We start from the raw sequence: 12,323 nt of genomic DNA, 5'->3' as shown, positions 1-12,323 counted from the left end.
GGTATGTTTTTCTGTTGGATTAATATGTGGGTCTGTTAAAGATCAGGTTCTTCATTGTGTGTTGTCTTTACTTTTCAATCAGGTTTGATAAGGAATTAAGATTTTTTTCGAGTATTTGCGAACTGCTACGGTCAGTAAGTCCAGATTTTTGGAGTTGAAGCTCCACCGATGCCAGTGGAGTGGCACGTCCAGATAATATTCGGGAGCAATGTTCGTAAGCCCTCTAGCGTCTGCGAGGCCCGCGGCAAGTATCTCAGGAACCATTCCCCAGCCTAGGCCTCGCGCCATCGCCTCAAGAAAAGCACTTGAGGTTGGTATATGGTTAACTGGCGGAGTAAGTGCTTCGTTCGTTAATAACTTTAGGAAAGCATGTTGGATTTCGTCTTTCTGATTGAACGCTAATAGAGGAGCGGTGGAGAGGCTTACGGTATTCAATCCGCTGGCAAAGTATTTATGTTGAAAGGTTTTTGACGCTAACGCTATATAGCGCATTCGCCCTAAGCACTCGACTTGGCAGCCTGGTGCAGCAATCGGGTTTACGCTAATAGCTGCAACTACATTGCCGTCTTTCAGCAAAGCTTGTGAGTGGTTCTGGTCTTCAGCGCGGATTTCGAAAATGACGTGTGATTGTTTTTGGACGAACTCCATGACGTCTATAAACCATACCTCAAGTGAGTCTGCGTTGACGGCGATGGGGAGTCGGGTCAGGGTGTGATGCTCATTATCAAATATTCCTAGGTCGCGGTTTAATTCGCTTTCGAGAAAGTCGATTTGTTCTGTGAATTTTAAAAGTGTCAAGCCTGCCCTGGTGGCTTTACAGGGGGCGCCGCGCATGATGAGCACCTGTCCGAGCCTGTCTTCAAGCTGCTTGATTCTTAGGCTTATTGCAGATGCAGTTATGTGTAGTTTTCGAGCTGCGCCCTCAAAGCTTCCTTCCCTAATCACTGATGAGAAGGCGGCGAGTTGCGAGTTGTCGAGCTTCATATTCAGTGATCCGGCTGGCTGGTTGGAAGTTTGCTCTGACTTTCTATCATCACAGTCTATGTTTAGATGTTGATGCTGTGGTGCAGCGTTGGTTTTGTTCTGCAGCTTGGATCAATGTTTTAGGAAAGTGGTGAAGTGGTCTTGCCAACCTTCTGCCGCTGCAAAAGGTATTAGGCCGCTGACCATTCCCCGGTGCAGCAGGCCATGTGATAAGACATGACTAAGTATTTCTGATTTACTCATGTTTCCCGGCTTGCCATCCGCGAAAATAAAATGCACCCTTTCTTTGAGCTCAGTTGCAGTAACAGACTTGGTGTAGCTGACGAACCAGTTATTTGTCTCTGTGAATTTAAGCGATAAATCTGAGAGTTGTTGTGGTTCTTCTGAGGTGGTTGAAGTGCATGGCACTGGGTTGCCGAGCAGCCTCCCAATAAACAGGTTATCCACGATGTTGATGTGAGCTAGATGCCAGAGAGCATCTGCCAGATTTGGCGCAGTGAACGTACTGGGCGACTCGGCCAAGATTTTGAACAGTTCAGATTCAGACCAAGCTTTGTACTGGAACAGTGAGTGGAAAGCGCCTGCTGCAGTCATTTCTTCTCCTTCGCGCTCACGGGGCTGGGGCCCTTGCCGTCCTGGCAAAGGCTGGATGGTGAGGCGACGGTCAGTATATTGACTTTTTCGGTCGATGGCACGAAGCTGTGGCGGTGACCGATGAGCAACGCCGGGTGCTGCGCATCCTGGCTGCCCGTTGGTTCCTACGCTCCAAGGGTCACCCTTGTCGTGATTGCTGGTTTGCCTCAGTCGATCTCTAGGGATGAAGCTTTGAGGCATCTGAATAAAAATTATGTGTGAGTGATTGCTTTACGCGATCCGGAGGTGGCGATGAAACGCACTTTGGACAAAGTCGATGAAAAAATAATCGAAGAACTTACTAGGAATTCGCGTTTAGCACACAATGATATCGCGATGAAAGTTAATCTTTCTCGAAATGCTGTTCGACTCAGAATTGAGCGTTTGGAACGAGATGGGTATATCAAGGGGTACACTATTGTAAAAGGATCTGCTTCATCAGAACATCCCCCGATTAGGGCTTTGGTATTTGTATACAGACAAGATCGTATGAGGGGGGCTGAGGTGGTTCGCTCTGTGGCAGCTATTCCTGAAGTTGTTGCCTGCAATGTGATGAGTGGTGATCTTGATATTGTTCTGACTGTTGAGGCGTCCTCTCCGGATAGAATAAACAAGGTCTGGACTGATATTTCAAGTTTGCCCGGTGTCGTGAATACGGTTACTTCTTTTGTTTTGTCGAACACGAAATAACTCACAGGCAAATTGGCATGCAAGGCGAGCGTTTTGCCAGCAAAATCAGTCTGTTTGGCATATTCGGTAAAGCACGGTTGCGGCTTACGATTTCCTCCAGTGGTGAACAACAAAATGAGGCCGTTGCTGTGACTGAATATAAAATTGCTTTGCTGGGTTTCGGCGGTGTAAACCGTGCTCTGGCTCAACTGGTTGCTGAAAAGAATGAGCTGTGGGCTGAAGAGCTGGGCTTCACCTTGAAAATCGTTGGCGTCAGCGACATCTTCTTGGGCTCTGTAATTGGCAAGGACGGCCTGGATCCCAGAAAACTGGTAGCTGTGCCTGCAGCCAAAGGCGCCTTTGCAGCCCTGGAAAATGGTAGCGCTGAGCCGGCCAACGAGACGGTCATTCGTTTTTCTGGCGCAGATATTGTTGCTGAGGCCACCTTCACTAATCCGGTTGATGGTGAGCCAGCAACCACTTTCTGTCGCTGGGCTCTGGAAAAGGGCATTAGCGTTGTGACTACAAACAAAGGCCCAGTGGCTCTCCACTCGGCTGCGCTGAAGAAGCTGGCTGCGACGAATGGTGCAGCCTTTGAGTTTGAAGGTGCCGTGATGAGCGGTACTCCAGTGATCCGTCTGGCACAGGAAACATTGGCCGGTTCGGAAATCACTGGCTTCAAGGGCATTCTGAACGGCACTTCCAATTTCATTCTCAGCAGCATGCAAGCCGGTCTCGACTTCGGTGACGCATTGTCGGAGGCTCAGGAGCTGGGCTATGCCGAAGCAGATCCAACTGCAGACGTTGAAGGTCATGATGTACGTCTGAAGGTAGTGATCCTGGCAAATGAACTGCTGGGTGCGAAGCTGACTCCGAACGATGTGGGCTGTGAAGGCATCTCGAACATCACTGCCCAAGACATTCAGAAGGCTGCTCAAAATGATTCCCGCTGGAAGCTGATTGGCAGTGCACAGCGCACCCCGGCTGGTACTGTGACTGCTTCGGTCAGCCCGCAACTTCTCCCGAACACTGATGCATTGGCCGGGGTAAGTGGCGCCACGAATGCTGTGAGCTTCGAAACCAACCTCCTGGGCCCGGTCACTGTTGTAGGTGCTGGGGCTGGCCGTATTGAAACCGCCTACGCACTGCTGTCCGACATCATCAGCATCCACAAGAACAAAATCAAACAGGCGATCTGAATATGAATAGCTTGAGTATTGCTCTGTCTACAGATTACGAAGAGATCACAGTATTCAACCCGTTTGATGGTTCTGTGGTTGGTGAAGTGGCTAAGGTACCAGCGACCTCTGCTCACCTGGTGATCGATGCTGCCAAGCACGGTGCTGTGACCGCTCGCAGCCTTTCTCGCGCCGAGCGTTCTCGTATACTGGAGCACGCAGCTGCACTGGTGGAGAAGGATAAGGATGATTTCGCGAAACTCATTTCAGCGGAGTCTGGTAAAACAATTCGCCAAGCGCGCAAAGAAGTCCTCCGCTGTGTAAACACGCTCAAGCTTTCGGCTGAAGAGGCCAAGCGTAACGCGGGAGAGGTGATTCCATTCGACTCCTATGTTGGCTCCGAATCTCGCCAAGGGTGGTTTACTCGCGAGCCACTGGGCGTGATCCTGGCTATTACTCCTTATAACGACCCACTGAACTTGGTTGCTCATAAGCTGGGCCCGGCCATCGCCGGCGGCAACTCGGTAGTGCTGAAGCCTTCCGAGCTCGCTCCGCTGTCCGCCGTCAAGCTGGTTAGTTACCTGAACAAGGCTGGTTTGCCTACTGAAGTTGTTTCGGTGGCTACCGGTGATGCTGACCTGGGTAAGGCGCTGGTTGCTCACCGTGCAGTGCGAATGATTTCGTTCACTGGTGGCTTCGCTACAGGCGAGCAGATCACTAAGACTGCCGGTTTGAAAAAAATGGCCATGGATCTAGGCGGTAATGCGCCAGTGATCGTAATGGGCGATTGTGACCTTGAGTCTACTGTGGAGTCCTGTGTGTCCGGTGCTTACTGGGCTGCAGGGCAAAACTGTATTGGTACTCAACGAATTCTGATTGATAGCAAAATCTATCAGTCCTTCAAGGAGAAATTCGTAGAGCAGTCGCGCGCGTTGGTAGTGGGTAACCAGGCAAACGAGGCGACTGACGTCGGCCCAATGATCTCTGAGGCAGCGGCCAAACGTGCAGAAGAATCTGTGCAGGAGGCCGTCAGCAAGGGTGCCAAGGTTCTGCTCGGTAACAAGCGGGAGGGTACCCTGTTCTACCCAACTGTCCTGGAAGACGTGAGCTTTGAGTGCAAGGTCTGGCAGGAAGAGGTGTTCAGTCCGATCGTCATCTTGCAGGAGATCGACACACTTGAAGATGCTCTGGCGCTTGCCAACCAGCCAGAGTACAGCCTGCATGCTGGCATCTTCACCAGCAATCTGAACACCGCCATGAAGGCCGCGAAGCTGCTTGAGGCGGGTGGCGTGATGATTAACGACTCGTCTGATTATCGTTTCGATGCGATGCCATTCGGTGGCTTCAAATACGGCAGCATGGGACGTGAAGGTGTGCGTTTCGCCTACGAAGACATGACCCAGCCTAAGGTCATTTGTCTTAACGGCCCTAGCGAATAAGGCCTAAGATTCTCTAAGGCTCTGATATTCGATAGGTAGGGAAGAGGGGGGCGTCAGCTCCCCTTCATTCAGGATCAGGGGGTGAAAATGAGCGGTCTTATTCAACGATACCCTAGTCAGGCACCTCTGCCTCTTTCCAGGGCTGTTAGGGCGGGTGGTTTTCTGTTCCTTTCAGGTCAAATTCCTGTCAGTCCGACTGGTGAAGTAATTAGAGGTGACATCCGAGTTCAAACCAGAGCCGTATGCCAGCGAATTGGTGAAAGTCTCGCTGCTTGCGGGGCCAGTTTTGAGCAAGTAGTAAAGGCAACTGTTTGGCTTTCGGACTTGAATCATTTTGATGGTTTAAATGAAGTCTATAAGGAGTTTTTTGGCTCCCACCTTCCTGCACGTTCTACGGTAGTCTCGGAGCTGGTTTTGGGTGTTGATGTGGAAATTGAAGTTCAAGTCTTTTTTGGGCAGCCTTAGGAATATTGTTGGATCTCTCAAGGCTTTTCGCTCCTGTGAATGAGGCGCATTCTAGCCTTGGTGGAGTAGAAAGCTGAAGAAATTTATATGTGAGTATGCTGCTTATGTAAGGCGTGCATTAGCTTCGTCTTGCCGTAATACAATAACAAGGTGTTGGCGTATGAGCTTTAAAGAAGTTGTATCTGCTGGCTCGGCTACTGAGAGTACCGGTAGGGCTAAATATGTGGGTGCAGAGGATGTAGGTTACAAAAAGACCTTACGTGCTCGCCAAATACAGATGATTGCCATTGGTGGTGCTGTTGGCAGTGGTTTATTCCTAGGTGCGGGTGCTCGGCTTTCTGAGGCAGGCCCATCGCTTGTTTTCGCATTTGCTGTGTGCGGTGTGTTCGCATGGTTCATCATTCGCGCTCTCGGTGAGTTGGTTCTCCACAGACCGTCCACCGGGTCATTTGTGTCTTATGCCCGAGAGTTCTATGGTGAAAAACTGGCTTATGCAGCGGGTTGGATGTATTGGACAAACTGGGTAACGGTGGCGATTGCTGAGCTCACTGCGACGGCGCTTTACCTGAATTTCTTCAAAGCGTATGTTCCATTCCTCGGAGACGTCCCACAATGGGCCTCTGCACTGGGTGTGCTAGCGATTATTACTGGTATTAACCTGGTATCTGTGAAAATTTTCGGCGAGCTGGAATTCTGGTTTGCCTTTTTTAAAGTAGCAGCCTTGGTTACATTCCTCTGCGTGGGGGTTTACATGGTTGTCTTTGGTACACCCATTGACGGTCATGTTCCGGGATTCCAGTTGATTTCAGATCATGGGGGGTGGTTCCCTTATGGCGTGATGCCGGCTGTAATTTTGATACAGGGTGTGGTGTTTGCTTACGGTAGTATTGAACTTGTTGGCACAGCAGCAGGGGAGGCCAAAGATGTTGAAAAGGTCATGCCTAAAGCCATTCGTGCAGTTGTCTTCCGTATTGTTGTTTTCTATGTTGGCACTATATTGCTGCTTTCATTGCTTATGCCGAGCTCCTCTTATATCCCAGGAGTGAGCCCACTGGTGACCTTCTTCGGTGCCATAGGGGTGCGCGGTGCTGATGCAATCATGAACATGGTGTTGTTCACTGCGGCCATTTCATCCCTCAATGCTGGGATTTACACCACCGGACGTATTCTTCGCTCGCTTGCTGTAACAGGGTCTGCGCCGCCATTCCTTGTGAAAATGAACAGCAATGGGGTGCCGTTTGCAGGGATTATGTTCACGACAATTGCTTCCTTGGTTGGCGTTGCAATGAACGCATTTCTGCCCGGCCAGGCTTTTGAAATTGCCATGTCGTTGACGGCGATTTTGATGCTTGGTGCCTGGGGGGTGATTATTCTCTGTCAGCTCAAGCTCTTCAAGCTTTCCCAACAAGGCCTTATTGAACGACCTAAATTCAGGATGATGTTCGCGCCTTATAGCGGTTACGCAACGCTGGCATTTTTCGTTCTGGTCTTCATTCTGATTGCTTGCGACTATCCAGTGGGTACGTACTCCGCAGCTTCTATTCCCTTCTATGCAGCGGTTCTTGTGATTGGCTGGTATGTGGTTCGAGGTCGAGTTTACGGGATCGCAAACGGTAAATTGAGGTTTGATGAAAATCAGGAGTTAGTTTCAACCACTGCTGCTGAACCAAACGATGAGTCGGCTGTTAAGTCCACACTAAAAGAAGCTCAATAAGCAAGAGGGTATTAAGATGCGTCCTGATAAAGAAAACCTGGCCACGTTGGGCGTTAGCAGCCAGGCAGTTCATGGTGGCAACGTCATGGATGTCACCACCGGCGCCGTGCGCACCCCGCTGGTCATGGCAAACTCTTATCGTCTTCCTGATGACCCAGAAGACATGGACTGGTCGAGCCCTGATGGCTTGGTTTACACCCGTAACGCAGGCCACAACCAGGTGTGCCTGGAGAAGAAACTCGCAGCTATCGAGGGCGGTGAGGCTGCAGCTGCGTTTGCGACCGGTGTTGCTGCCCTGCACTCGGTGTTCTTCACATTTCTGAAAAGTGGAGATCACATTGTTGTCGGCGACGTGACCTACGAAGCGGTGTGGCGTCTGTTCGCAGAGCTGCTTCCTGAGCGCTATGGCATTCAAGCGACCTTCGTCAACATGGGTGATTTGGACGCGGTGAATAAGGCGATGAAGCCTAACACCAAGCTGATCCACACCGAGTCCATTGGGAATCCGACCACCAAGGTCGCTGATATCGAAGGCTTGGCAGAAATTGCCAAAGCCCATGGTGCTCTGCTGTCGGTCGACGCAACCTTCACTCCGCCGCCGTTCTTCCACGCCTTGAGCAAAGGGGCTGATCTGGTTGTTCACTCCCTGACCAAGTACATCAATGGTCATGGTGACGCCATGGGGGGGGTTGTGATTGGCAGCAAAGAATTGATCGGCAAGATCAAGCATGATGCTTTGGTTGACCTGGGTGCTGTCATCTCCCCATTCAATGCCTGGCTGATCATGCGTGGTTCAGTAACCTTGCCCCTGCGCATCCGTCAGCATCTCGCGACGGCTGAGAAGGTGGCTGCGTTCCTGGATTCCGATGACCGCATTGCCTACGTTTACTACCCGGGTCTGCCGTCCCATCCTCAGCACGAGCTGGCCCGTCGTCAGTTCGAAGGCAAAGGGTTTGGCGGTGTGATGGCGTTTGCTGTGAAAGGCAATTCTGACAAGCAGAACCGCTTCGTGGCGAAGCTGAGGGTTATTACTTCAGCCGTTTCCATCGGTCATGATGAATCGCTCATCGTTCATGTGGGCCCTGAAGCCCGTGGTGGCTCCGAGCACTATCCAAAAGAGTTCCTTGAGTATGGTCACCTGCGTCTTTCGATTGGTCTCGAAGATGCTGACGACCTGATCAAGGACATTTCGGCGGCCCTGGACGAGACCTTCAGTAACTGAAATTCATTCGGGAGACCTCATGCAATCTCCCGAATCACTGATCTTCGTAGGTAACCCTCTTTGCCTCCCTACCCGGGAGGCTTTTTTTTCTTAAGAAAAAATTACTGATGAAGCTCGGCTACGGTCATGGCGAAAACGACGGCCTTTTTTCCATTGTTGATGTAGCGGTGTGGGACATCTGTTTTCGCAATTGCTGAGCAACCCTGCTCAATGATAAGCGTTGTTTCGCTGATCTCCAGGGTCAACGTACCTTGTTCAACATGAAACAGCTCGAAGGTGCCAGTGGGATGGCCGCTGGACTCGAAAACTTCACCAGGTTTGATTTCCCACTTCCACAGCTCAATCATGTTAGGCCCACTGGTGCCTGCGAGTAAGCGGGCTGTGCCACCTTCAGGCCCATTCCAGAGCGTCGGGATCTCCTGCGCCTCAATTAGGCGGGCCGTGGGGGTACTCGCCACATTCACGACGTCAGCGACGGACAACCCAAGGGCTGCTGAGATCTTGCACAGGATGCCAATACTTGGGTTCGCTTTGCAGTTTTCAATCTCCACTACCATTCCCTTGCTGACGCCAGAGCGACGGGCAAGCTCATCAAGAGAGATTTTCTGCTGCTTGCGTACCTCCCTAAGCCGCTTGGCCACTGCCTCGCTGACCTGTTGGACGTGGATTTCTGGATCGGTCGTTATATTGACTTTTTTGGTCATCGGTCAGTAAAATGCTCTAAATTGGTCAGTTTAGGAGATTCTCTGATGCTTTCTGTACATCCGTCAATTGACCCAAGGATTGCCGAGCTCACTCCAGGATTTCGAGCCGTCAGCGTCGTCGTAGAGGCGGCTCCTATCATCAATCCTGGTGTAGCTGCTGAAGCGATGGAGCGTGCGTATCAGGTTGTTGAGGCAGGCACTGCACATTGGGCTGATGCTCATCTCGCTGCTTGGGGTGATGCGTTCCGTAAGTTTGGTGTGAAGCCGCAGCGCACCCCGTGCTCTGCCGAGGCGCTCCTGAAGCGGGTCAAAAAAGATGGGAAGCTTCCAACAATTGATCCGGTTGTCGACCTTTACAATGCAATCAGCATTCAATATGCCATTCCAGTGGGTGGCGAGAATTTTGCCGCCTACGTTGGCATGCCCCGGTTGACCATCGCTGATGGTAGTGAAGAGTTTGACACGATGAAAAGTGGCGAGCCTGCGAATGAACCACCTGATGCTGGTGAGGTCATTTGGCGCGATGATCGGGGTGTCACCTGTCGTCGTTGGAACTGGCGTCAAGGTGTCCGAACCCGTCTGGATGCCGAGGCGAAGCAGATGTGGTTCATTCTCGAAAGCTTGCCTGAAATGCCAATTGAGGCACTGAACGCAGCAGCAGATGATCTTGTCACCGGCTTGTCGAAAATGATGCCGGGCGCTGTAATTACTAGTGAGCTCATCGAAGCTTGAGTTAACTTCAGAGTTCTGGTGCCCAGGGGACGACCCCTTGAAATTGGGTTAATCTTGCCGGGACGACCCGGCTTCTTAATGGAACCGTCGATGGCTTGGGTTAGTTTGATAATTGCAGGAATTCTCGAGGTTGTGTGGGCCTTTTCGATGAAACAATCAGAAGGCTTCACAAAGGTCGGAGCTTCAGTTGTAACTATCATTACAGTTGTTGCAAGCTTTGTTTTGCTTTCCTATTCGATGAAGAGTTTGCCATTAGGTACGGCCTATACTATCTGGACAGGGATAGGCGCTGTTGGCGCTTTCGCTGTAGGTATTGCATTTCTTGGCGAGCCGGCAGGCTCGCTCAGGATCCTAGCTGCCATTATGATTATAGGTGGCTTGTTGCTTATGAAATTTTCGTCGGCAGCATGAGCTAGATTAATGACAAAAGGCCGCCATTGGGCGGCCTTTTTTGTATCCAAAACGAGCATGCTTTTTCGATTTGCATGGTTCGCCATCAAAATGCTCTTATTTTGGTGTTTTTACCATGAAATAATACGATTTGTTCTATTCAGTTGCGAATGCTTCGTGCATAAAGTGGTTTTAGGGCTGCTTGACAAATTCTCTTGCAGCACGGAATGGTCGCTTGATTATTATTTGGAGTAAATATGGACTACGTAAGCACTCGTGGTTCTGCTGAGCCTGCCAATTTTCGTAGCGTTGTTCTCTCAGGCATGGCATCTGATGGAGGGCTCTACGTGCCGGAGAGCCTCCCACACTTTGATAGTGAAGCCATTGCCAGCTGGTCATGGCTTCCCTTTGATGAGCTCGCGTTTCGTGTAATTTCCCCATTTGTTGGCGGTGAAATTGAAAGCTCTGCCTTGAGGACGATACTGAAGGACTGCTACCAATGCTTTGACCACCGAGCGGTAGCTCCTCTTCAGCAGATTGGCCCAAATGAATGGGTTTTGCAGCTGCACCATGGGCCCACGCAGGCTTCCAAGGATTTCGCAGCCCAACTCCAATCTCGGCTTGTTACATATTTTCTGACCCCGCCCAGCCAAGCATTCGTTATTGGGGCGACCAATGGTGATACGGGGCTTGCAGCTGTCGAAGCCTTCAAAGATGTGCCCAATGTAAAGGTGTTGGCCCTCTATCCCCAGGACGGTGTGCCTGCCGATCGGTTGGCTGGTTTGATGGGATCCAGCTCAGATCATGTTCGGTTGATTGAGGTTAGCGGTAGCTTCGATGATTGCCAGACACTGGTTTCCAAAGTGCTCAGAGCCTGGCCGGTGAAAGATGTCCTTCCAATCAGTTTCAACTCTACGAATTGGGTGGGGGTCTTAGCTCAGATCGTCTTCTTTTTCCACAGTGCCTTGCAGCTTGGTGGAGGCGTGCGCCCGGTTGGTTTCAGCATACCGGGTGCGAGCTTCGCCGAGATCTATGCTTGCTTCATTGCCCAAAAAATGGGTCTGGCAATCAATCAGGTCATTGTGTCAACCAACACCAATGACTCTCTGCATCGCTTCATCAATCAAAACAGCTACTCTACCCGAGAGGTCAGCCATTCGCTGTCCCCCTCTATGGACTTTTCACTCTTTTCAAACCTCGAGCGCTTTATCTGGGAACTCTATGATCATGACGGCAGTACCGTGCAGCGCCTGATGGCTGCTTTCGAGGACTCCGGTAAGCTGAGTATTGGGAACAAGCAGTGGCTGCAGGCACGGATGTTGTTTGACTCGTATGCCGTTGCTGATGAGCAAGTCAAAGCGGAGATGGTCACCTTGTACAAAGAGGCGGGAACAGCTGTCGATCCGCAGACTGCAACGGGCGCCCTCGCAGCAAGGCTGCATCGTCGGAGCATTGCGAGCCCAATGGTCACCCTGGCGCAGCTTGCTCCCAGCAAGTCTTCGCAACTTTTGGCGGAGCTGGACATGTGGAAAGGTGAAGTGACTGAGACGGCCAGTCTGTCTGTGGATCATCTTGTGCTGAGCAAAGGAGATATCGATGGCCTTTCCAGCTTTATTCGAGGCATATAGGGATACTGCATGAAAAAACGTCTGCTCGACCCACAAGGTGAGCGGATCCTGATTGAGCTCATCGCCAACGCCAAAATTGCCCATGCAGAGCTAGGTATCAAGGTAACTTTTTGCGCAACGCAGTCCGTCAGTGTATTGAACACATGTAGCGCGATGGAGTAATTCACTGATACACAGTTAGGGTGGGGGATGGACTTAAGCCTCCAGCACCCATAAGCCCCATCATCTTCTTGTATCGGCATGACCGGATACATGGAGGTGACGTGGTGACGGGGGTGAAGGGTATTCCCGAAGTCACCATTCGTGAAGTCATGAGCGGTGAGTTCGATTTGATGGTGGGGATTAAAGCGGCCCACTCCGCGGGTTCACACGGTTTGGAAGCTAATTGCAGCCATGCCTAGCGTTGAAAATACAGTCCTACATTTTTGCTGAGCAAGCTCATCTAGCAAAACACTGAAAGTAAAGGGGCTACCGGAGCATGACCTGGTAGCTCCTTTATGTTAGGAGGCGGAGGGCTCGTTAGCCAGCTGCGGTGCCTGACGTTTTCGACGGTAGGCTATAGCCA

At 51.0% G+C, this 12,323-nt stretch carries 12 protein-coding genes and 1 pseudogene; 10 read left to right on the top strand and 3 right to left on the bottom strand.

The window, feature by feature from the left end; all coding sequences use genetic code 11:
- Positions 1-78: 78 nt before the first annotated feature.
- Together ABI582_RS07905 and ABI582_RS07900 are read right to left on the bottom strand one after the other, a co-directional pair.
- A complete protein-coding gene (locus ABI582_RS07905; RefSeq protein ID WP_442118891.1) occupies positions 79-984 on the bottom strand; it encodes a LysR family transcriptional regulator ArgP in 906 nt (301 codons plus the stop codon).
- 111 nt (positions 985-1,095) lie between these two features.
- Positions 1,096-1,578 (bottom strand): DinB family protein, encoded by a 483-nt coding sequence (locus ABI582_RS07900; protein WP_442118890.1) that lies wholly within the window; start codon positions 1,576-1,578, stop codon positions 1,096-1,098.
- 291 nt (positions 1,579-1,869) lie between these two features.
- Here ABI582_RS07900 and ABI582_RS07895 point away from each other — a divergent pair, with 291 nt between their 5' ends.
- The 6 genes from ABI582_RS07895 to ABI582_RS07870 all read left to right on the top strand — a co-directional run bounded on the left by ABI582_RS07895 (position 1,870) and on the right by ABI582_RS07870 (position 8,304).
- A complete protein-coding gene (locus ABI582_RS07895; protein ID WP_296233379.1) occupies positions 1,870-2,307 on the top strand; it encodes an Lrp/AsnC family transcriptional regulator in 438 nt (145 codons plus the stop codon).
- A gap of 128 nt (positions 2,308-2,435) precedes the next feature.
- Entirely contained in the window at positions 2,436-3,485 is a 1,050-nt protein-coding gene (locus ABI582_RS07890; RefSeq protein ID WP_442118916.1) for a homoserine dehydrogenase, read from the top strand.
- A 2-nt stretch (positions 3,486-3,487) separates the two neighbouring features.
- Complete coding sequence (locus tag ABI582_RS07885) at positions 3,488-4,903, top strand: aldehyde dehydrogenase family protein (protein WP_262109739.1); 1,416 nt, start codon at positions 3,488-3,490, stop codon at positions 4,901-4,903.
- Between the two features lie 87 nt (positions 4,904-4,990).
- Positions 4,991-5,368 carry a RidA family protein gene (locus ABI582_RS07880; RefSeq protein ID WP_325950659.1) on the top strand — a complete coding sequence of 126 codons (378 nt, stop codon included), beginning with the start codon at positions 4,991-4,993 and terminating at the stop codon, positions 5,366-5,368.
- A 160-nt stretch (positions 5,369-5,528) separates the two neighbouring features.
- Positions 5,529-7,082 (top strand): amino acid permease, encoded by a 1,554-nt coding sequence (locus tag ABI582_RS07875; protein WP_325950661.1) that lies wholly within the window; start codon positions 5,529-5,531, stop codon positions 7,080-7,082.
- Positions 7,083-7,098: 16 nt separating this feature from the next.
- Entirely contained in the window at positions 7,099-8,304 is a 1,206-nt protein-coding gene (locus ABI582_RS07870; RefSeq protein WP_442118889.1) for a trans-sulfuration enzyme family protein, read from the top strand.
- Positions 8,305-8,405: 101 nt separating this feature from the next.
- Here ABI582_RS07870 and ABI582_RS07865 read toward each other — a convergent pair whose 3' ends face one another.
- Positions 8,406-9,008, bottom strand: coding sequence for an XRE family transcriptional regulator (locus tag ABI582_RS07865; protein WP_442118888.1), 603 nt, complete (start codon positions 9,006-9,008; stop codon positions 8,406-8,408).
- 45 nt (positions 9,009-9,053) lie between these two features.
- On the opposite strand from ABI582_RS07865, the gene ABI582_RS07860 reads away from it, so the two are divergent.
- The 4 genes and pseudogenes from ABI582_RS07860 (at position 9,054) to ABI582_RS07845 (ending at position 12,190) form a co-directional block, all read left to right on the top strand.
- Positions 9,054-9,740, top strand: a complete 687-nt coding sequence (locus ABI582_RS07860) for a B3/B4 domain-containing protein (protein WP_325950665.1) — start codon at positions 9,054-9,056, stop codon at positions 9,738-9,740.
- 90 nt (positions 9,741-9,830) lie between these two features.
- Positions 9,831-10,151 carry a DMT family transporter gene (locus tag ABI582_RS07855; protein ID WP_262109749.1) on the top strand — a complete coding sequence of 107 codons (321 nt, stop codon included), beginning with the start codon at positions 9,831-9,833 and terminating at the stop codon, positions 10,149-10,151.
- 236 nt (positions 10,152-10,387) lie between these two features.
- Complete coding sequence (locus ABI582_RS07850) at positions 10,388-11,758, top strand: pyridoxal-phosphate dependent enzyme (RefSeq protein ID WP_392519048.1); 1,371 nt, start codon at positions 10,388-10,390, stop codon at positions 11,756-11,758.
- 9 nt (positions 11,759-11,767) lie between these two features.
- Positions 11,768-12,190 (top strand): annotated as a pseudogene (locus ABI582_RS07845) (Lrp/AsnC family transcriptional regulator).
- The last annotated feature ends 133 nt before the right edge of the window (positions 12,191-12,323 follow it).

This window comes from Pseudomonas sp. SAS7 (assembly GCF_052112345.1).
Lineage (GTDB): Bacteria > Pseudomonadota > Gammaproteobacteria > Pseudomonadales > Pseudomonadaceae > Aquipseudomonas > Aquipseudomonas putida_Q.
The sequence above is the reverse complement of the archived record's forward strand: the minus strand, read 5'-3'. Positions and strand labels throughout refer to the sequence as shown.